Origin of the sequence: Streptomyces caniscabiei (assembly GCF_014930365.1) — a bacterium.
Lineage (GTDB): Bacteria > Actinomycetota > Actinomycetes > Streptomycetales > Streptomycetaceae > Streptomyces > Streptomyces caniscabiei.
On the sequence record NZ_JABXWI010000008.1, the window covers coordinates 197,058 to 218,677 of the forward strand.

The 21,620-nt window shown below is 73.9% G+C and carries 4 protein-coding genes; 2 read left to right on the top strand and 2 right to left on the bottom strand.

The features are described from left to right. Nucleotides 1-67 precede the first annotated feature (67 nt). The gene (locus tag HW837_RS23130; RefSeq protein WP_045555612.1) at nucleotides 68-277 is read right to left on the bottom strand and encodes an MbtH family protein; all 210 of its coding nucleotides are present in this window, start codon (nucleotides 275-277) and stop codon (nucleotides 68-70) included. A gap of 17 nt (nucleotides 278-294) precedes the next feature. Then, nucleotides 295-19,206, bottom strand: a complete 18,912-nt coding sequence (locus HW837_RS23135) for a non-ribosomal peptide synthetase (protein ID WP_193380205.1) — start codon at nucleotides 19,204-19,206, stop codon at nucleotides 295-297. A 199-nt stretch (nucleotides 19,207-19,405) separates the two neighbouring features. Between HW837_RS23135 and HW837_RS23140 the strand changes: the two genes are divergently transcribed. Further along, the gene (locus HW837_RS23140; RefSeq protein ID WP_045555610.1) at nucleotides 19,406-20,446 is read left to right on the top strand and encodes a FecCD family ABC transporter permease; all 1,041 of its coding nucleotides are present in this window, start codon (nucleotides 19,406-19,408) and stop codon (nucleotides 20,444-20,446) included. Between the two features lie 64 nt (nucleotides 20,447-20,510). After that, nucleotides 20,511-21,620, top strand: coding sequence for a FecCD family ABC transporter permease (locus tag HW837_RS23145; protein WP_093789033.1), 1,110 nt, complete (start codon nucleotides 20,511-20,513; stop codon nucleotides 21,618-21,620).

The window sequence follows — 21,620 nt, forward strand, 5'->3', positions numbered from 1 at the left end:
AGGGGCGATTCACCAGCACGACGAGGGGGCCGGTCACCGACCGGCCCCCTCTCGTGTCTCTCCCGCGTCAGCCGTCCATCGACTCGGCCAGACTGCGCGGCCGCATGTCCGTCCAGTGGGTCTCGACGTGCTCCAGGCAGGCCTGCCTGGAGTCGGGTCCGTGGACCACCCGCCAGCCGGCCGGCACGTCCACGAAGTCCGGCCACAGGCTGTACTGGTTCTCGTCGTTGACCAGCACCAGGTAGGTGCCCTCGGGGTCCTCGAACGGGTTGCTCATGCCACCACTCCTCTTCCTCACTTCGGGTTCCGCTCCGCCCACGCGACGAGCCCACGGAGGGCACGGAACCAGGTCTCGGCGAGATCCTGGACCGTGTCGCGCGGCAGCAGTCCTTCCAGATACGACCAGTGCGCGGCCAGCACCGGCCCGTCCGCACGGTCCTCGGTCACCACGTTGATCTCCAACGCGTGGCCCTCCCGCATCGAGCCCTCCGCCCCGATGTCCGCGGCGTCCTCCTCCGGCGCGTACGACCAGTCCGTCTCCTCGGGGATGCCGAACCGGCCCAGGTAGTTGAACTCGACGCGCGGCGGTTCGTAGGCCGCCAGCACCTCGCGGGTGCGGGGGTTGAGGTGCCGCAGCATCCCGTACCCGACGCCGTTGGCGGGCAGTGCCGCGAGGTGCTCCCGCACCCGGCGCACGGCCTCGGCCGCCGCCGGGCCCCCGGCGAAGGCCTCGTCGGGGTCGGCCGGACCCGCGTCCAGCCGGACCGGGTAGACGCTGGTGAACCAGCCGACCGTACGCGACAGGTCGATCCCGTCCCCGCCCAGCTCCTCCTCGCGGCCGTGGCCTTCGAGGTCGACCAGGACGGAGGTGTCCGCACCGCCGTCCCGGCGCCGCCGGTCCGCGAAGGTGAGCGCGAGCCCCGCCAGCAGTACGTCGTTGACGGCGGCGCCGAACGCGGCCGGCACCGCCGACAGCAGGGGACCGGTGTGCTCGCCGGGCAGCCGGAGCACGACCTCGCGCCGGGTGGCGCTGGTGTCGCGGTCGGGATCCCGGTCCCGCGCGAGCGGCAGGGAGGCCGCGCCGCCGGCGAGAATCCCCTCCCACACGGGCAGTTCGGCCTCCCGCTCCGGCCGCCCGGCCAGCTCCGTGAGCAGCCGCGACCAGCGGGCGAACGACGTCTCGACGGGCAGCAGCCCGACGGGCCGCCCGGCGGACACGTCCTGCCAGGCCGCCGCGAGGTCCGGCAGCAGCACCCGCCACGACACACCGTCCACGACGAGATGGTGCCCCATCAGCAGTAGCCGTCCTGGGGCGTCGCCCGCGTCGAACCACACGGCCCTGACCATGACTCCGGCGTCCGGGTCGAGCGACGCCCGTGCCGCGACGGTGTGCTCCCGCACGGCCTCGCCCAGCGCGACCGCGTCCAGCCCGCGGACATCGACCCGCTCGGTCCAGCCGGCCGGGTCCACCGTCCCGACGGGCGGCACGTGCAGCGACCACCCGTCGGTGTCCTCGGCGGAGGGCCGGACCAATCGGGCGCGCAGCAGGTCGTGCCGGTCGACGAGTGCCCGCAGCACGGCGGTCAGACCGGGCAGGTCCAGGGCCGCCGGAGTGCGGACCAGCGCCGCCTGGTGGTAGGAGGCGAAGGGGCCACCCAGCTCGCGCAGCCAGTGCATGACCGGCGTGAGCGGCACCGTGCCGGTGCCGTCGTCCGCCGGGCGCGGCGCCGAGACGTCGTTCGCCTCGGCGACCGTGCCCAGCGCGGCGACCGTACGGTGCCGGAACACCAGCCTCGGACTGATCCTCAGCCCCGCCGCGCGGGCCCGCCCCACGAGCTGCATGGCGACGATGCTGTCACCGCCGAGGGCGAAGAAGTCGTCGTCCACACCGACCCGTTCGAGGCCCAGCACCTCCGCGAAGACCGCGCACAGCAGCTCCTCCACGGCGGTCGCCGGTGCCCGTCCCGAAGACATCGCGGCGAAGTCGGGCGCGGGCAGGGCGGACCGGTCCAGCTTGCCGTTGGCCAGCTGCGGGAACCGCTCCAGCGTGACCACGGCCGCCGGGACCATGTGGTCGGGGAGCAGACCGGCGACATGGGCACGCAGCGCCGCCGGGTCGGGCGCGGTGTCCGGGACCGGCACCACATGGGCCACGAGCAGCTTGCGCGGACCATCCTGATGGACCGTCACCAGCGCCTGGCCGACCTCCGGGTGGGCGGTGAGCGCGGCCTCGATCTCGGCGGGCTCGATGCGGAACCCGCGGATCTTGACCTGGTCGTCGGCGCGGCCGAGGTAGTCGATCCGCCCGTCGGCGGTCCAGCGCGCCAGGTCGCCCGTGCGGTACAGGCGTGATCCGGCCGGACCGAACGGATCGGCGACGAACCGCTCGGCCGTCAGACCGGGGCTGCCCAGATAGCCGCGGGCGAGACCGCCGCCCGCGAGGTACAGCTCACCGGGGACACCGGGCGGCACCGGCCGCAGCCGGTCGTCGAGGACGTACGCCCGGGTGCCGGCCACCGGCCGCCCCACGAGCGGCCGTTCGCTGTCGCGGACGCGGCCGACGAGGGCGTCCACGGTCGACTCGGTCGGCCCGTACAGGTTGAACGCCTCGGTGCCGGGCAGTTCGGACAGCCGCTTCCACAGCGCGACCGGCACGGCCTCGCCGCCGACGCCGACGACCGCGAGCGGGCAGTCGCCGTCGCGCAGCAGCCCGCTGTCGGCCATCTGTGCGAAGAACGACGGCGTGACCTCCAGGAAGTCGAAGCGGTGCCGCAGCACGGCCTCGGTCACCAGCTCCGGGTCGCGCCGGACCTCCTCCGACAGCACATGGACACAGTGCCCGTCCAGCAGCCACAGCTGCGGCTGCCAGGACGCGTCGAAGAAGAACGACCAGGCGTGACCGACCCGCAGATGCCGCCGCCCGGCCGCCTCGATCGCCGGTTCGTACAGCGTCTCGCGGTGGCTGTGGAAGAGGTTGCCGAGCGTCTCGTGGGTGATGACCACGCCCTTGGGCCGGCCGGTGGAGCCCGAGGTGTAGATGACGTACGCCGGGTGGCGGGGCGTCAGCGGGGCGAGCCGGTCGACGTCGGTGAGGTCGGCCGGGTCCTCGGCCGCGATCCGGTCCCGGGTGCCGGGGTCGTCCAGCAGCAGGGAGGCGATGCCGGACGGCAGTGTGCCGGCGAACTCTCCGGTCGTCAGGGTGAGGACCGGTCCGGCGTCCGCGAGAACGTCGGCCGTGCGCTCCGCCGGCGCGTCCGGGTCGAGCGGCAGATACGCGGCGCCCGCCTTGTGCACCGCGAGGACCGCCGTGAGGAAGTGCGCGGTGCGCGGCAGCGCGAGCGCGACGAACCGCTCGGGCCCGGCACCGGCCTCCACCAGCAGCCGGGCCAGCCGGTTGGCGTCCGCGTTGAGTTCGGCGAAGGACAGCTCGACCCCGTCGGAGGCCGCGGCGGGCAGCTCGCCGTTCCGGTGCGCCCGCTCCTCGAAGAGCGCCGGCACCGTGGTGGGACCGCCGGCGACCGGACGGCTGTGCCAGCCGGCGAGCAGCCGGTCCCGCTCGTCCGGGGCGAGGATGTCGACGACACCGAGCCGGGTGTCCGGATCGGCGGTCACCGCGCGCAGGACGCGCCGCAGCCGGTCCGCGAAGGACTGGGCCGTGGCCGCGTCGAACAGGTCGGCGCTGTACTCCAGGACGCCGTCCACCCCGGTGCCGTCGCCGCGTTCGACGAAGTCGAAGGACAGGTCGAACTTGGCGGTCGTCTGCGCCACCTCGTCCCGCCGGGCGGCCAGACCGGGCAGCCCGGTGTCCTCGCCGTCGGCCGCGAGATACACCACCATCACCTGGAACAGCGGGTGACGGGCGAGGGAGCGGGCCGGGTTGAGCACCTCCACCAGCCGCTCGAAGGGCACGTCCTGGTGGTCGAACGCGGCGAGGTCCGTCTCCCGGACGCGGCCGAGCAGCTCCCGGAACGTCGGGTCCCCGGAGGTGTCGGTGCGCAGCACCAGCGTGTTGAGGAAGAACCCGACCAGGTCGTCCAGCCCGGCGTCGGTGCGCCCGGAGATCGGGCTGCCGATCGGGATGTCGTCGCCCGCGCCGAGCCGGGAGAGGAGTGTGGCCACGGCCGCCTGGAGCACCATGAACACACTGGCCCCGTTGTCGCGGGCCAACGTGTCGAGGGCGGCGGCGAGTTCGGCGTCCAGCGAGAGGTCGGCGGCGCCGCCCCGGTAGGTGGACTCCAGGGGGCGGGCCCGGTCCACGGGCAGTGCCAGCTCCTCCGGCAGCCCGGCCAGCGCCTGCTTCCAGTACGCGACCTGGCGTGCCGCGAGGCTGCCCTCGTCCTTCTCGTCGCCGAGGACGTCCCGCTGCCACAGGGTGTAGTCGGCGTACTGGACGGGCAGCGGCTCCCAGTCGGGGGCGCGTCCGGCCGTACGGGCGGCGTAGGCGAGCGCCAGGTCCCGGTTCAGCGGGCCCTGCGACCACTCGTCCCCGGCGATGTGGTGCAGGAGCAGCAGGACCGTCCACTCCTCCTCACCCGTGCGGAACACATGGACCCGCAGCGGGAGTTCACGGTCCAGCGCGAAGCCGTACGCGCCGGCCTCCGCCAGCAGCTCGGGCAGGAGGTCGTCGTCGGTGTCGACGACCTCGAACGGGACGTTCACCTCGTCGTGCGCCAGGACCAGCTGGTGGGCCCGGCCCTCGTCGTCGGGGAAGACCGTGCGCAGTGTCTCGTGCCGGACGACCAGATCGTGCACGGCCGCCCGCAGCGCCTCGACGTCCAGCGCGCCCGTCAGCCGCCAGGCCGAGGGGATGTTGTACGTCGCGCTGGGGCCCTCCACCTGGTACAGCACCCACAGGCGCTGCTGGGCGGAGGACAGCGGCAGCCGCTCGGGACGCTCCCGGACCGTCAGTGCCGGGCGGGGCGTGGCCCCCGCGTCCGCCGTATTGGCCAGCCGCCGCGCCAGCCGGGCGACCGTCGGCGCGTCGAACACCGTGCGCAGCGACACCTCCGACCCGAACGCGGCCCGGACCCCGGCCACCAGCCGCATGGCCAGCAGCGAGTGGCCGCCCAGAGCGAAGAAGTCGTCGTCGACGCCGACCCGGTCCACCCCGAGCACCTCGGCGAACAGACCACGCAGGATCTCCTCGCGCGGACCGGCCGCCCGGCCGCCGGCGCCGCTCCCCGCGGTGAAGTCGGGCGCGGGCAGCGCCCGGCGGTCCAGCTTGCCGTTGGACGTCAGCGGCAGCGCGTCGAGGGCGACGACTGCCGCGGGCACCATGTGGTCCGGCAGGGCGCCGGCGGCGTGGGCCCGCAGGACCGCCGGGTCGACGGCCCGTCCCGTGGCGGGGACGACGTACGCCACGAGCCGCTGCTCGTGCGGGACGACGACCGAGTGGGCGACGGACTCGTGCCGGGCGAGCACCGTCTCGATCTCGCCGGGCTCGACGCGCACACCACGGATCTTGACCTGGTGGTCGGTGCGGCCGAGGAAGTCGAGCGTGCCGTCCGGCCGCCAGCGGGCCAGGTCGCCCGTGCGGTACATCCGCGCGCCCGGCCCGCCGTAGGGGTCCGCGACGAACCGCTCGGCGGTGAGGCCGGGGCGGTCGAGGTAGCCACGGGCGAGCTGGACGCCCGCCAGGTAGAGCTCTCCCGCCACACCGGGCGGCACCGGCCGCAGCGCCGCGTCGAGGACGTAGGTCCGGGTGTTCCACACGGGACGCCCGATCACCACCCGGTCGGCGCCCGGCAGCACCGGGCCGGCCGTGACGTCGACCGAGGCCTCCGTCGGCCCGTACAGGTTGTGCAGCTCCGCAGGGAGCACCTCGTGGAAGCGTGCCGCCACCGACGCCGGCAGCGCCTCACCACTGCACAGCACCCGGCGCAGACCCGTGCACCGCGCGGCGGCCGGCTCCTCCAGGAACACCTGGATCATCGACGGCACGAAGTGCGTGGTCGTGACGGCCTGTTCACGGATCACCCGCGCGAGATACGCCGGGTCCCGGTGGCCCTCCGGCCGGGCGACCACCAGCGCGGCGCCGGTGATCAGCGGCCAGAAGAACTCCCATACCGACACGTCGAAGCCGGACGGGGTCTTCTGCAGCACCCGGTCGTCGGGGCCGAGCCCGTACTCGTCCTGCATCCACAACAGGCGGTTGACGATGCCCTCCTGCGGCACGACGACGCCCTTGGGGCGGCCCGTCGAGCCGGAGGTGTAGATCACGTAGGCGGGGCTCGCCGGGTCGTACGCGGCGGGCAGCTCCCCTTCCGGTCCCTCCGGCAGAGCGCCCTCGACGACGCACACCGGCCGGGCCTCCTCCAGCATGAGCGCCCGCCGCTCCCGGGGCTGGTCGGCCTCCAGGGGCAGATAGGCGCCGCCGGCCCGGTGCACCGCCAGCAGGGCGACCACCAGGTCCACCGAACGCGGCAGGGCCACCGCCACCGTGCGCTCCGGACCCACGCCCATCCCGGTGAGGACCCGCGCGGTCCGCTCGACCAGCGCGTCCAACTCCGCGTACGTCAGGCGCTGTTCGTCGTGGACGAGGGCGAACGCGTCCGGGGTCCGCGCCACCTGCGCCCGGAACAGCTCCGGCAGGGTGGTCGCGGGCACCTCGTGTGCGGTGTCGTTCCACCGGGCGAGCACGGACTCCCGTTCGGCCTCCTCCAGCACCTCCAGATCCCGGACAGGGGTGTCGGGCGCGTCGGCGACCTGCTCCAGCAGCCGGGCCAGCCGCCCGGCCGTGCGCTGGGCCGTCTCGTCGTCGTAGAGGTCGAGCGCGTACTCCAGCAGCAGGGTGAGACGGTCCTGCCCCACCTCGTCGACGAAGGTGAAGTGCAGGTCGAACTTGGCCATGCCGGTGTCCATGTCGAACCACTCGGTCGGCATGCCCAGCACGTCCGGGTCGCCGTCGGGCCGGTAGTGGTAGCCCAGCATGACCTGGAAGAGCGGGTTGCGACCCGCGACCCGGGGCGGGTTCACGGCCTCGACGACCTGGTCGAAGGGCAGGTCCTGGTGCTCGAACGCCTGGAGGGCCGACTCCCGGACCCGTCCCAGCAGTTGGGCGAACGTCAGGTCCGACGGGCCGCTCTCCGGACCCGACAGGTCGGTGCGCAGCACCAGCGTGTTCACGAAGAACCCGACCAGGTCGTCCAGCGCGTCGTCCGTGCGCCCCGCGATGGGCGCCCCGAGTGGAATGTCGTCACCGGCGCCCAGCCGGTGCAGCAGCGCCGCCGTGGCCGCCTGGAACAGCATGAACATACTGGTGTTCGTGGCGGCGGACAGCTCGCGCAACGCCCGACCGGTGGCGGGGGACAGCTCCAGACGCACCTTGCCGCCCCGCCCGGTGGGCGCGTCCGGCCGCGGCCGGTCCTGGGGGAGGGACAGCTCCTCGGGCAGGTCGCGCAACGCCTCGGTCCAGTGGGCGAGTTGGTCCGGGCCGACCTGCCCGAGCAGTGAGTCCTGCCAGAGCGTGTAGTCGGCGTACTGCACCGGCAGCGGCGCCCACATCGGCGCACGTCCCTCGGTCCGGGCCCGGTACGCGGTGGTGAGATCGGCGAGGAACGGGCGGTCCGACCACTCGTCGGTGGTGATGTGGTGCAGCACCAGCGCCACCACATGGTCGGCCGCACCGAGACGCAACACCTCGGCGCGCACCGGCAGTTCGGTGCTCAGGTCGAAGGGCCGGCGCTGCGCCGCCTCGATCCGCGTGGCCAGGTCGCCCTCGGTCGCCTCGACGACCCGGAAGGAGGGCTCGGCCGCGCCCGGCGGCACGATCCACTGGTACGGCTCGCCGTCCTCCTCCAGGAAGCGGGTGCGCAACGCCTCATGACGAGCCGTCACATCGAGCAGCGCGGCCCGTAGCGCGTCGAGGTCCAGCTCGCCGCGCAGCCGGAACACGAGGGGGAAGTTGTAGGCCACCCCGTCGCCGGCGAGCCGCTCCACCAGCCACAGCCGCCGCTGCGCCGCCGACAGCGGTACGCGCGCGGGCCGCTCGGCGACCGTCCGCAGAGCGGGCCGCGCGGGGCGTCCGGTGCCCGCCCGCAGTGCCAGTGCCTCGGGGGTGGGCGCCTCGAAGAGGTCACGGATGGCCAGCTCGGCGCCCAGTTCGGTGCGGGCGCGGCTGATCAGCCGGGTCGCGAGCAGCGAGTGGCCGCCCAGGTCGAAGAAGTTGTCCTCGGCGCCGGTGCGGGGCAGCCCGAGCACCTCTGCGAAGAGCCTGCACAGCACCTCCTCGACGGGGGTGCGCGGGCCGCGCCCGGCCGACAGCGCGACCGCCGGTTCGGCGTCCGGCAGGGCGCGCACGTCCAGCTTGCCGTTGTCGTTCATCGGCAGCCCCGGCAGCACCACGAACGCGGCGGGCACCATGTAGCCGGGCAGCCGCTGTCCGAGGTCGTCGCGGAGCCGCCGCACGAGCGCGGTGTGGCCGCGTCCGGCCGCCGGGGTGTTGGCGAACGGAGCGGTGGCGTCGCGGTCGGCGCGCGGCCGGTACAGACCCGCCGTGCGGGAGGTGTCGGTGCCGGGCACGAACACGGCCTCGTAGGCGCCGGGTTCGGCGGACCAGGTGGTGAGCAGCCGGTAGCCGCGGGCCTCAGCGGTCTCCCGCAGGTCCTCCGGCTCCACCCCCGTCGCGGCGACCGGCGAGGGGCGGCCGGTGTCCAGGGCGCGCAGCCCGGCGAGGTCGCCGGCCGTACGGGCGTCCGGGACGCCCCGCACCCGGAGCGGTCCGGTGCCGTCGAGCCGGGCGAGGAGCGCGTCCCGTCCCGTCCAGTCGACGGCCGGGACACCGTCCAGCGCGAGGCCGACGCCCCCCTCGTAGAGCACCACGTCGTACCGGTAGCGGGTCAGCTCGTTGTGGTGGCGGCCCGCCTTGGTGCGCAGGTCGACACCGACACCGAGGGTGGTGAACCAGTCCGGGTCGACGAGGAGTTCCTTCTCCAGCGCGAGTCCCCGCTCCACGGCCCGGCGCAGGGCCTCGGGCTCGGTGTCCCCGTCGGCGCGGGCGGACTGGATGCCGGACTGGAACACCCTGGCCTGGCGCAGGTCGCGGATGTCGCCGAGGAAGAGGGCGCCGCCGGGCGCGAGCAGGCCGAGCGCGCCCCGGATCACCTGGTGGAGGTGGTCCAGGCTCGGGAAGTACTGCACGACGGAGTTGATGACGATCGTGTCGAAGAACCCGGTGGGCAGGCCGTCGGTCACCTCGGCCGCCTGGCAGCGCAGTTCGACCTTGCCGGCAAGCGCCGGGTCGCTCTTGACGCCTTCGGTGAGCTTGCGGATCACCGGGGCGGCGAAGTCGGTCGCCCAGTACGCCTCCGCGTCCGGAGCGAGCTTCGACAGCAGCAGACCCGAGCCGACGCCGATCTCCAGGATCCGGCGGGGCCGCAGTTCACGGATGCGTTCCACGGTGGCCTCGCGCCACTCCCGCATGTGTTCCACGGGGATCGGCGTGCCGTCGTAGGAGCTGTCCCAGCCCGCGAAGTCCTCGGTGAACAGGGCGGTACCGATCTCGGTGTACTCGGCGGAGTAGATCTCCCGCCACTCACCGATCTGCTCCCGCTCGGCCGACTCCCGCGCGTCACCGTCGAGTTCGGCGGGCACCACATAGCCCACGAGGCGCTTCGTGCCCGGCGCCGAGGTGTCGTCGCGGGCGATCACGGCGGCCTGGGACACCTCGGGGTGTTGGGCGAGCGCGGTCTCGATCTCGCCCAGCTCCACCCGGTAACCCCGGATCTTGACCTGGTCGTCGGTCCGGCCCAGGAAGTCCAGGTTGCCGTCCGCGCGGCGCCGCACCAGGTCGCCGGTGCGGTACATGCGCTCGCCCGGCAGCCCGAACGGGTCCGCCACGAAGCGTTCGGCGGTCAGGCCCGGCCGGTCGAGATAGCCGCGCGCCAGCCCGACACCGGCGATGTACAGCTCGCCCGCCACACCGTCCGGCACCGGACGCATCCACGCGTCGAGGATGCGGGCCCGGGTGGCGCGGATCGGCCTGCCCACGGTCGGGGTGGCGCTGTCCTCCGTCCCCCCGCCGAGCGTGTTGATCGTGTACTCTGTCGGGCCGTACAGGTTGTAGCCGTAGGTGCCCTCGGTGTCCCGCAGGGTGTTCCACACCGTCTCGGTGACGGCCTCGCCGCCGAGCAGCACCAGCGGCGGCCGGTGCCCCTCCAACAGGCCCTCCTCGATGAGGAGATGGGCGTAGGTCGGGGTCACGTTGACGACGTCGACGCGGTGCTCCTCGCAGTACGCGACCAGCGCGGTCGCGTCCCGCCTGAGCTCCTCGTCGCAGACGTGCACCTCATGCCCCTCGACGAGCCACAGCAGCTCCTCCCAGGACATGTCGAACGCGAACGACACGGTGTGCGCGATCCGCAGCCGCCGCCCGCCCGCCGACGCGATCGCCGGGGCGAAGATCTCCTTCTGGTGGTTGAGCTGCATGTTCGTCAGACCGACGTACGGGGTGACGACGCCCTTGGGCCGGCCCGTGGAGCCCGAGGTGTAGATGACGTACGCGGGGTGGTCCAGGCTGAAGGACACCGACACCGGACCGGCCGGGAAAGCCGCCAACTCGTCCGCCACCGACGGGTCGTCGAGCAGGACACGCGGCGTGTCGCCGGTCAGCGTCCGCGACACGGCCTCCGTCGACAGCAGGAGCAGCGGGCGCGCGTCCGCCAGCATCAGCGAGAGCCGGTCGGCGGGATGGTCCAGCTCCAGCGGCAGATACGCCGACCCCGTGCGCAGCACCGCGAACAGCGCCACCACCATGTCGATCGAGCGCGGCAGCCCGAGCGCGATCACCTTCTCCGGCCCGGCGCCCCGCGCGATCAGCAGCCGGGCCATCCGGTCGCAGCGCGCGTCGAGTTCGGCGTACGTCAGGGTCTGCGCGCCGAAGACCAGGGCGGTCGCGTCCGGGGTGCGGGCGGCCTGCGCGGCCAGCATGTCCGCGACCGTCTCGTGCGGCACGGGCTGCCGCTGCTCGGCCTCCTCGCGGGCGAGCGCGGCGGCCTCCGCCGGCAGCAGCGCGTCCAGCGAGCCGACCGGGGCGGCCGGGTCGGCCACCAGCCGGTCGACCAGCAGCACGAAGCGGTCCAACAGCGCTTGAGCGTAGGCGTCTTCCAGCAGATCGGGCCGGTAGGCCAGGGTCACCCGCACGCGCTCGCCCGGTGTCACCACCAGGTTCGCCGGATAGTGCGTGGCGTCCACGTTGGCCACGGCCGTCGCGCCGTGCCGTTCGCGCAGCTCGGCGAGCCGCTCGTCCGTGTCGGCGTTGCGCAGCACGAACAGCGTGTCGAACAGCCGCCGGTGGCCCGTCTCGGCCTGGAGGACACCGAGCCCCAGGTACTCGTACGGCATGACCTCAAGACGCTCGCCCTGGACGCGGCGCAGCAGGTCCAGGACCGGCTCGCGCGGGTCGAACGCGATGCGCGCGGGCACGGTGTTGAGGAACATGCCGATGACGTTCTCGACGTCCGGCACCTCACTCGGCCGCCCGGCGACCGTCGTACCGAACGCGATGTCCGTGCGGCCGGTCACGCCGGCCAGGACCAGACCCCAGGCCGCGTTGAGCACGGTGTTGAGCGTCAGACCGTGGGCGCGGGCGGTGTCGCGCAGCCGCTCCCCGACCGCCGCGTCGAGCACGGCCTCCAGGTGTTCCGGGATCACCGGCTCCTGGCCCCGCTCGGAGGCGGCGGGCACGAGGAGCGTCGGCTCCTCGAAACCGGACAGGGCCGCCCGCCACGCACGCGTCGCCTCGGTGTCGTCCTGCCGCTCCAGCCAGGTCAGGTAGTCGCGGTAGGAGCCGGGGCGGTCCAGGCCCGCCGGGTCGCCCCCGCTCTCGTACAGCGCGAACAGCTGGTCCAGGAACAGCCAGGCCGACCAGCCGTCCCACAGGATCAGATGGCGGCCGACGATCAGCCGGTCACCGCGCTCCGCACCGAGCCGCACGAGCAGCATCCGGAACAGCAGCGGGCGGGTGAGGTCGAACCGCTGCGCCCGCGACTCCTCCAGCAACTCCCTCATCCGGACGTCCTGTTCGGCCGCCGGGAGTCCCGCCAGGTCCACTTCCCGCAGCGGGACGTCGGCGTCGCGGACGATGAACTGCACCGGCTGGCGCAGCCCCTCACTGGTGAAGCCGGCCCGCAGGCTGGGGTTGCGGCCCAGCAGCGTCCGCACGGCGTCCGACAGCCGCTCGGCGTCGACGCGTTCGGCGAAGTCGAACGACTCGTGGACCGTGTAGACGTCCAGGGAGCTGTCGTCGAAGTTCGAGTGGAAGAACAGCCCCTCCTGGAGCGGGGCGAGAGGCCAGACGTCCTCGATCCGGCCCGGCGCGAGCCCTTCGACCCGCTCCCGCTCCTCCTCGGTCAGCGTGAACGCGGACGCGACAGGGCTCTCCCCGGCGGTCGGCTCGTCCAGGGCCGCCGTCGCCGCGAGCGCCGCCGGCGTGCGGTGCTCGAACACCTCCCGCGGGCCGATCACCAGACCCGCGCGGCGGGCCCGGCTGGAGACGGCGATCGAGGAGATGCTGTCACCGCCGAGCAGGAAGAAGTCGTCGTCGACGCCGACCTCGTCGAGCTTCAGCACCGCCGCGAAGATCTCGACGAGCACCTGTTCCCGGGGGGTGCCCGGAGCCCGGGTGACGGTCGCGCGCACGGCCTGCGGCGCGGGCAGCGCGGCCCGGTCCAGCTTGCCGCTCGGGGTGAGCGGCAGCGCGTCGAGGGTGACCCAGGCGCTCGGGACCATGGGGGAGGGGAGGGCGCCGGTCAGGGCCTCGCGCAGGTCGCCCACCTCGGTGGCGCCTCCGCCGGGCACGACGTACGCCACCAGCGCGTCGTCCCGTACCGTCACGGCGGCCTGCGCCACCTCCGGCAGCCGGGCCAGCGCGGCCTCGATCTCGCCGAGCTCGATCCGGTTGCCGCGCAGCTTGACCTGCCGGTCCGTACGGCCCAGGTACTCGATCACCCCGTCCGCGCGGCGCCGGACCAGGTCACCGGTGCGGTACATCCGGCTGCCGGGCGGCCCGTACGGGTCGGCGGTGAACCGCTCGGCGGTCAGGGCCGGCCGGGCGTGGTAGCCGCGGGCCAGCTGGACACCGGTCAGGTACAGCTCGCCGGGGACCCCGTCCGGGACGGGCCGCAGACAGACGTCCAGCACGCGCAGGCCCGTGTTCCACACGGGGCGCCCGATCGGCACCGATGCGCCGGTCTGCTCCTCGTCGGAGGCATACGGGTGGTACGTGACGTCGACGGCCGCCTCGGTCGGGCCGTACAGGTTGTGCAACGGTACGCCCGTGAGAGCGTGCCAGCGGCTCGCGGCGGTGACCGGGAGCGCCTCGCCGCTGCTGAGGACGCGGCGCAGCGAAGCCGACCAGGTGGGGTCGCCGGCGACGTCCTCGTGCTGGAGGAAGGCCTCCAGCATCGACGGCACGAAGTGCATGGTCGTGACGGCCCGCTCCCGCACGAGTTCCGCCAGGTAGGCGGGGTCGCGGTGGCCGTCCGGGCGGGCGAGCACCACGGTCGCGCCTTCGAGGAGCGGCCAGAAGAACTCCCAGACGGACACGTCGAAGCTGGACGGCGTCTTCTGCAGCACCCGGTCGTCGGGACCGAGTCCGTACTCGCCCTGTGTCCACGCCAGTCGGTTCACGATGGCCCGGTGGGTGACGACGACGCCCTTGGGCAGACCGGTCGACCCGGAGGTGTAGATCAGGTAGGCGGGGTCGTCGGGGCGTGCGGGTGCGGTGGCGGCCTCGGTGGAGGCGTCGGCCGACGGGGCGTCGGCGGCGTCCAGCAGCAGTACGGAAGGCGCGTTCCCCCCGGCGGACGGGCTCGGCGCGGGCAGTCGGTCGGCCGTCGCGGCGAGGGTGACCACGGTCGTGGCTCCCGAGTCGGCCAGCATGTGGGCCACCCGGTCCGCCGGGTAGTCGAGGTCCACCGGCAGATAGGCGGCGCCCGACTTCAGCACGCCGAGCAGCGCCACCATCAGCTCCGCCGAGCGCGGCACGGCGACCGCCACGAACGCCCCGGGGCCCGCGCCCCGGCCGCGCAGCCGCACGGCCAACTTCTCGGCGCGGGCGTCCAGTTCGGCATAGCTCAGCCGCTCGTCCTCGAAGACGACGGCCGTCGCGTCGGGCGTCCGGGCGACCTGCGCGGCGAACCCTTCCGCCAGGGTGATCTCCGGTACGACGCGCTCCTCGCCGGCGAGGAGCGCGCGCAGGGCCTCGTCGGGGGAGAGCAGTTCCACGGAGGCCGCCGCGCCCTCCGGCGCCTCGGCCACGGCCTCCAGGACGCGGGCGAGCCGGTCGCCGAGGGCGCGGACGGTGTCGCCGTCGAGGCGCTCGGCGTGGTGCTTGAGCCGCAGGTCGAGCCGTCGGCCGGGCTTGACGACGAGGGCGAGGGGATAGTGCACGGCGTCGTGGAAGGCGTCGCCGGTGATGCGTACGGTGCCCGAGGCGTCCCGGAGGTCCGACTCGGCGGGGTAGTTCTCGAACACCACGAGGGTGTCGAAGAGTTCGCCGGAGCCCGCGTGCCCGGTGAGCCGCTGGATCTCCGCGAGGCCCAGATGCTGGTGGTCCAGGAGCCGCGCCTGTTCCTCCTGGAGGCGGACGAGCAGCGCCCCGAGGGACTCACGCGGCGCCCAACGGAAGCGTGTCGGAAGGGTGTTGATGAACAGACCCACCATGGAGGCGATGCCGTCGACCTCGCCGTCGCGCCCGGAGACCGTGGTGCCGAACACCACGTCGTCCCGGCCGGTCAGCCGGCCCAGCAGCAGACCCCAGGCGCCCTGCACCACGGTGCCGAGGGTGACACCGAGTTCACGGGCCCGCTCGGCGAGCCGCGCGGTGGTCCGCTCGGACAGCTCCACCCGCACATGCTCGGGCCGTACGGGTGCCCCGTCGCCCGGCGCGCCGACCAGCCGCGTCGGCTCGTCCAGCCCGGCGAGCGCGTCGCGCCAGACCTCGCGCGCCGTGTCCCCGTCCTGCTCGGCGAGGCGGCGCAGGAAGCCGCGGTAGGGGGCGACCTCGGGCAGCGCGGGCGCGTCGGTGCCGTAGTACGCCATCAGTTCGCGGTGCAGCACCGGCAGCGACCAGCCGTCCGCCACGATGTGATGGAACGTCAGCACCAGGCGGCTGCGCTCCTCGCCGAGCCGGACCAGGGCGCAGCGCAGCAGTGGCGGCGCGGCCAGGTCGAAGCCCCGGGCCCGCTCGTCGGCGGCCACGGCGTCGCCCAGCGTCTCGCGGACCTCGGCGTCCTGCGACGACAGGTCGACCTCCCGCCAGGGCAGTGCGGCGTCCCGCGTGATGATCTGCACCGGGGTGCCGTCGGGGCGCTGGCGGAACGCGGCCCGCAGCGGCGCGTGCCGGTCCAGCAGGCACTGCGCGGCACGGCGCAGCACCGCGGCGTCGACCGGTCCGGCGAGGTCCAGGACCTGCTGGACGACATAGGTGTCCCCGTCGGCCCCGCCGGTGAGCGAGTGGAAGAAGAAGCCCTGCTGGAGCGGGGTGAGCGGCAGCAGTTCGGCGACGGTCAGCGGACGCGCGCCCTGGATCTCGGCGAGTTCGGCCGCGTCGACCTCGATCAGGGGCTCGTCGGCGGTGTGTTCGGAGACCCGCTCGACGGCGACCCGCTCGACGGCGGCCTGCGCCAGCGCCTCGACCGTGCGGTGGCGGAAGACGTCGCGGGTGGTCAGCCTCAGGCCCGCCTCCCGGGCCCGGATGAGCAGCTGGATGGCGCTGATGCTGTCGCCGCCGAGCGCGAGGAAGTCGTCCTCGGCCGTCACCGCGTCCACGCCGAGCACCTCGGCGTACAGCGCGCACAGCAGTTTCTCGCGCGGGGTGCGCGGGGCCCGGCCGGAGCTCATGGTGGCGTAGTCCGGGGCCGGCAGCGCTCGCGCGTCGATCTTGCCGCTGGGGGTGACCGGCAGGGCGTGCAGCGGGACGAACGCCGAGGGGACCATGTAGTCGGGCAGCCACTCGGCGGCGTGCCCGCGCAGGGTCCGCATCAGCGCGTTCACGTCACGGAAGGGCGCGGGCCGGTTGGCGTGCGGACGGGCCCCGGTCGTCCGGTACAGCGGGCCGAAGGGGCCGTCGAGGACGAGCACGGCGTCGAACGCGCCGTCGTCGGCGTTCCCGTTCCAGGTGAGCGCCGCCCGGTAGCCGTGCTCGGCCGCCAGCGCCTGCAGGTCCTCGGGGTCGGTGGCGTCGGCCGCCTGCCGGCTGCTGTCCTCCAGCCGCCGCAGGTCCGCCAGGTCGTCGGCCAGGCGCGCGTTGGGCACACCGGTGACGCGCAGCCCCTCCGGGCGCCCGGCCAGCAGCTCCGCAAGTCCGCCGAGTCCACCGACCGCCGACCAGTCGGCCTCCGGCAGCTCCCGGGCGGCCACCGGAGCCGCCGGGCGCAGCACGACGTCGTAGCGGTACCGGCTCAGCTCGTTGTGGTGCGCGGCCCGCTTGAGGCGGATCTCCGCGTCGAAGCCGTCGAGGGCGGCGAAGAAGTCCGGGTCGAGCAGGAGTTCGCCCTCCCAGCGCACCGAGCGCTCGACGGCCGCCCGCAGCGCGCTCTTGTCGCCCTCGTCACCACCGGCGGCCCGCCGGGTCTCCACGGCCGCGCGCAGCGTCCGCAGCAGGCGCAGATTGCGGACGTCGCCGACGAAGATCCGGCCGCCGGGGGCGAGCAGCCCCGCCACCTGACGGAGCACGTCGGCGAGGTACTCCCCGCTGGGGAAGTACTGCGCGACGGAGTTGACGACGACGGTGTCGAAGTACCTCTCGGGCAGGCCCTCGGTGTCGTGCGCGGGCATCGCCCGCAGCTCGACCTTGGCGGCCAGCTCTGGCTCGGTGTCGACCTGCGCGCGGAGTGCCGTGACCGCCTGGGCCGAGAGGTCGGTCCCCCAGTAGGCCTCGCTGTCGGGCGCGATCGCGGACAGGATCAGACCGCTGCCGACGCCGATCTCCAACACCCGCCCGGCGGGGCCGAGTTCACGGATCCGGTCGACGGTCGCCGTCCGCCACTCGCGCATCTCCTCGACGGGGATCGGCGTGCCGTCGTACATGCTGTTCCAGCCCGCGAAGTTCTCACGGAGGCCGGAGCCGTCGGTGTCCGCCGCACGCGAGTCCTCGGCGCCGGCCGCCCCGTAGAGGAGTTCGTGCAGTTCCTTCCACTCCTCGACGCGCGCGTCCGCGTCCGCGTCGCGCGGCGCGTCGAGGGCCGGGACGACATAGGCGGCGAGGCGGCGGTCGCCCGGCCGGTCCTCGCGGACGACGACCGTGACCTGGTCGACGGCCGGATGGCCGCGCAGCACCGACTCGATCTCGCCCGGCTCGATACGGAAGCCGCGGATCTTGACCTGGGCGTCGGCGCGCCCCAGGAACTCCAGCCGCCCGTCCGCGCGCCAGCGCACCAGATCGCCGGTGCGGTACAGCCGCTCGCCGGGCTCCCCGAACGGGTCGGCCACGAACCGCTCGGCGGTCAGGTCCGGCCGCCCGAGATAGCCCCGGGCCAGGCCCGCGCCGCCCAGGTACAGCTCGCCGGTGACCCCGGCGGGCACCGGCCGCAGGAACGCGTCCAGGACGTACGCCCGGGTCCCCGGGTCGGGCACACCGATCGGCACGATCGCCCCGGCCGGGATGTCGGGATCGCACAGCCCGAGCGTGGAGTTGGTGGTGGCCTCGGTCGGGCCGTAGGCGTTGAACATCATCCGGCCGCGCGCGTACCGGCCCACCAGCTCGGGGGAGACCCGCTCGGTGCCGGCCAACAGCGTGGCGGTCGGCGGCAGTTCGATGTCGTCGGGCATGGCGGCGAGCAGCGCCGGCGGCAGGATCATGAAGGTGATGCCGTGCGCGTTCGCGTAGTCGGCGAGCGGCGCCCCGGGCACCCGGCGCTCGGCGGGGACGACGACGAGCCGGCCGCCGGACAGCAGTCCGAGGCACAGGTCCCAGAAGGCGACGTCGAAGCTGGGCGAGGCGAACTGCAGCACCCGGCTGTGCGGGCCGATGCCGAACCGCTCGCTCTGCGTGGCCACCAGCTTCGCCACACCGCCGTGGGCGAGGACGACGCCCTTGGGACGGCCGGTGGAACCCGAGGTGTAGATCACATAGGCGGCGTTGAGGACGGTCAGCGGTGCCCCGCGGTCCGCCTCGGTGGGGTCGTGGACCGGCCGTTCCGCCAACTCGGCGGCCGTGGCGGGCGTGTCCAGCTCCAGGAGGGTCATCCCCTCGGCCGGGTCCGGGAGGTCGCGCGCGGTCTCGCCGGTGGTCACCATGCAGACGGGCCGTGCGTCGCCCAGCATGTACGCGACGCGGTCCGCCGGGTAGTCGTGGTCGATCGGCAGATAGGCGGCGCCCGACTTCAGGACGGCCACCTCGGCGACGATCAGCTCGACGGAACGCGGCAGCGCCAGGGCGACGATCCGCTCGGGCCCGGCACCCCGCGCGATCAGCGCGTGGGCCAGGCGGTTGGCGCGTTCGTCCAGCTCGGCGTAGGTGAGTTCCTCGTCCTCGAAGACCAGCGCCACGGCCTCGGGCCGCTGTCGCACCTGCTCGGCGAACATCGCGGGCCAGGTGTCCGACGGCACCGTGTGCGCGGTGTCGTTCCAGTCGAGGACGACCTGCCCATACTCCTCCCGGGACATCAGGTCCAGCCGGGCGACCGCCGTCCCGGGGCGGGCCACGGCGTCGGCGAGCAGCGTGCGGTAGTGACCGAGCAGCCGCTCGATGGTCGTGCCGTCGAACAGGGCGGGGGAGTACGCCGCCCGCGCCGAGTCCCCGTCCACCTCCAGCAACACGTCGACCGGGGCCGGGAGTTCACCGGCCGGGCGGGAGGCCGTGCCGAACGCCGTGTTGAAGAACAGTCCGCCGCCGCGCGTCGGCCGGGGCCGCAGCTCCTCGACCAGGAGGCCGACGGGCACCCGGTGGGTCTGCGCCTCCTCCCACGCCTGCGTCACCCGCCGCGTCAACTCGGCGAACGTCGGCTCGTGTTCGACGGACACCCGCAGCGGGAGCCCGTCATGGCCCACGGTGAGGTCCGTCGCCCCGGTGTAGCGGTGCAACAGCGCGACGAACGCCGCGAGTCGGACGACGTCGGGGGCGTCCGCGACGTCCGACAGCACCCGCGAGTCCCGCTCGGGCAGCGGTTGTGGCGGATGCGGCCGGTCGGCGGGCAGCGCGATCTCGAGCGGAAGCGGTGTCAGCAACCGCCGCCAATGGGACAGAACTTCCTCGGAACCGCACACAGCCGCGAGCCTCCCCAGCGGGTCGGGGTCCCGGACCTGGGGCCGGGGTCGCCGACATACTAAGGTAAGGGTTACCTAATTCACAGGGCCCGCAAAGAGAGGTACCCGCCGGGACGGTGCGGCATTCGACGGAAGACCTACAGTTCATCCCGTGCTCGCCCTACAGTTAAGGCAAGCCTCATCAAAGAAAGTTGAAGACGTGGGGACCTCGACGGTCCGGGCGGCGAAAGGCCCCCGCGCGGTACTGCTGCTGACGCTCTCGGGCGTCCTCCTGCTCACACTGTGCGCCCTGTCGATGGCGTTCGGTGCCCTGGGCGTCCCGCTCGACCAGGTGTGGCACACCCTGCTCGGCGACGCCCCCAGCACCCGCGTCGACAACGTGATCTGGTCGGTGCGCCTGCCGCGCACGGCCCTCGGGCTCGCCACCGGCGCCGCCCTCGGTCTGTCGGGCTCGCTGATGCAGGCGCTGACCCGCAATCCGCTGGCCGACCCCGGCATCCTCGGGGTGAGCGCGGGCGCGGCCTTCGCCGTGGTCCTGTCGGTCGGCGTGCTGGGCATCGGATCGGTGTACGGGTACATCTGGTTCGCCTTCGGCGGCGCGTTCGCCGCCAGCGTCCTGGTGTACCTCCTCGGCGGACTGGGCCGCTCCGGCTCCACCCCGGTCAAACTCGCGCTGGCCGGCGTGGCGGTGACCTCCCTGCTGTTCTCGCTCACCAGCGCCATCGCCCTGACCGACCCGGACGCGCTCAACCGCTACCGCTTCTGGAGCGCCGGATCCCTCGCCAACCAGGACGAGGCCGTGCTCCTGCGCGTCCTGCCGTTCCTGGCCGTCGGCGCGATCCTCGCCCTCGCCTGCGCCCCCGCCCTCAACAGCCTCGCCCTCGGCGACGACGTCGCGAAGTCGCTCGGCCTCAAGCTCGGCCTGGTCCGCGTCCAGGGCGTCGTCGCCGTCACGCTGCTCACCGGCGGAGCGGTCGCCGTCATCGGTCCCGTGGTCTTCGTCGGCCTGGTCGTCCCGCACATCGCCCGCGTCCTCGCCCAACTCGCCGGGATCGGCCCGGACCACCGCTGGCTGCTCCCGCTGTCGGCCGTCCTCGCCCCCTGCCTCCTGCTGACCGCCGACATCGCCGGCCGTCTGCTCGCCCGCCCGACCGAGATCCAGGCCGGCGTCCTCGTCGCCTTCGTCGGCGGCCCCTTCTTCATCGCGCTGGTCCGCCGCCGACGCCTCGCGGAGCTGTGAACCATGACCTCACGACCGGGCGTACGCGGGCCCGTGCGAACCGAATCCGTGGAGCTGTGAGCCGATGACCACCGAACTCGCGCCCGTGCCGCCCCCGAAGGGCGCCGGGGACCCCGCACCCGCGCGGCGTACGGCCGACCGCATCGCCTTCCGTCTGCCCGCCCCGCCGGTCTCCGGTGTCGTACGGCCCCGGCTGCTGGTGGTCTGTCTGCTGCTCGCGGCCGCCGCGTTCCTGGCGTTCGCGGTGGTGACCTCCGTCGGGGACATCGCCCTCCCGCTCGGCGACGTGATGAAGGCCCTGGTGGGCACGGGCGACCCCGGCACCGAGCTGATCGTCCACGAACTGCGGCTGCCGCGCGCCCTCGCCGGACTGCTCGTCGGCATCGCCTTCGGCGTCTCCGGAGCCCTCCTCCAGACGGTGACGCTCAACCCGCTGGCCAGCCCCGACATGATCGGCATCACCCAGGGCGCCGGCACCGCGGTCGTCGCCGGGATCGTCCTCGGCTGGGACGGGGGCATGGGCACCCAGGCCCTCGGCCTGCTCGGCGCGACGGTCACCGGCCTGCTGGTCTACGCGCTGGCCTGGAAACGCGGCACCACCGGCTACCGCATCGTCCTCGTCGGCATCGGCGTCGCCTGGATCTGCACCAGCCTCACCGACTACCTCATGGCGCGCGGCCAGCGCTTCCAGGCCCAGGCCGCCCTCGGCTGGCTCGTCGGCAACCTCAACGGCCGTACCTGGGACCAGATCGGCCCGCTCGCCGTCACCATGGCCGTGCTCGTGCCGCCGGCGATCCTGCTCGGCCGGCAGATCCGTGTCATGCAACTCGGCGACGACGTCGCGAAGGGCCTCGGCACCCGGGTGCAGGTCGTCCGGGTGGCCGTCCTGCTCATCGCCGTCGGCCTCGTGGCCTTCGGCACGGCGACCGCCGGCCCCATCGCCTTCGTGGCGCTCGCCGCGCCCCAGGTCGCCCAGCGCCTGGCCGGCACCCCCTTCCCGCCGCCCCTCGCCGCCGGGCTCACCGGCGCCGTGATGGTCCTCGTGTCGGACCTCGCCGCCCGCAAGCTCGTCCCGGACACCGAGCTGCCGGTCGGGGTCGTCACCGGGGTGCTCGGGGCGCCCGTACTGCTGTGGCTGCTCATCCGCGCCAACCGCGCCGGTTCAGGAGGCTGA

Coding starts and splice junctions, on each gene's coding strand:
- HW837_RS23145 (WP_093789033.1), top strand. CDS start 20,511: ATGACCACCGAACTCGCGCCCGTGCCGCCCCCGAAGGGCGCCGGGGAC.
- HW837_RS23130 (WP_045555612.1), bottom strand. CDS start 277: ATGAGCAACCCGTTCGAGGACCCCGAGGGCACCTACCTGGTGCTGGTC.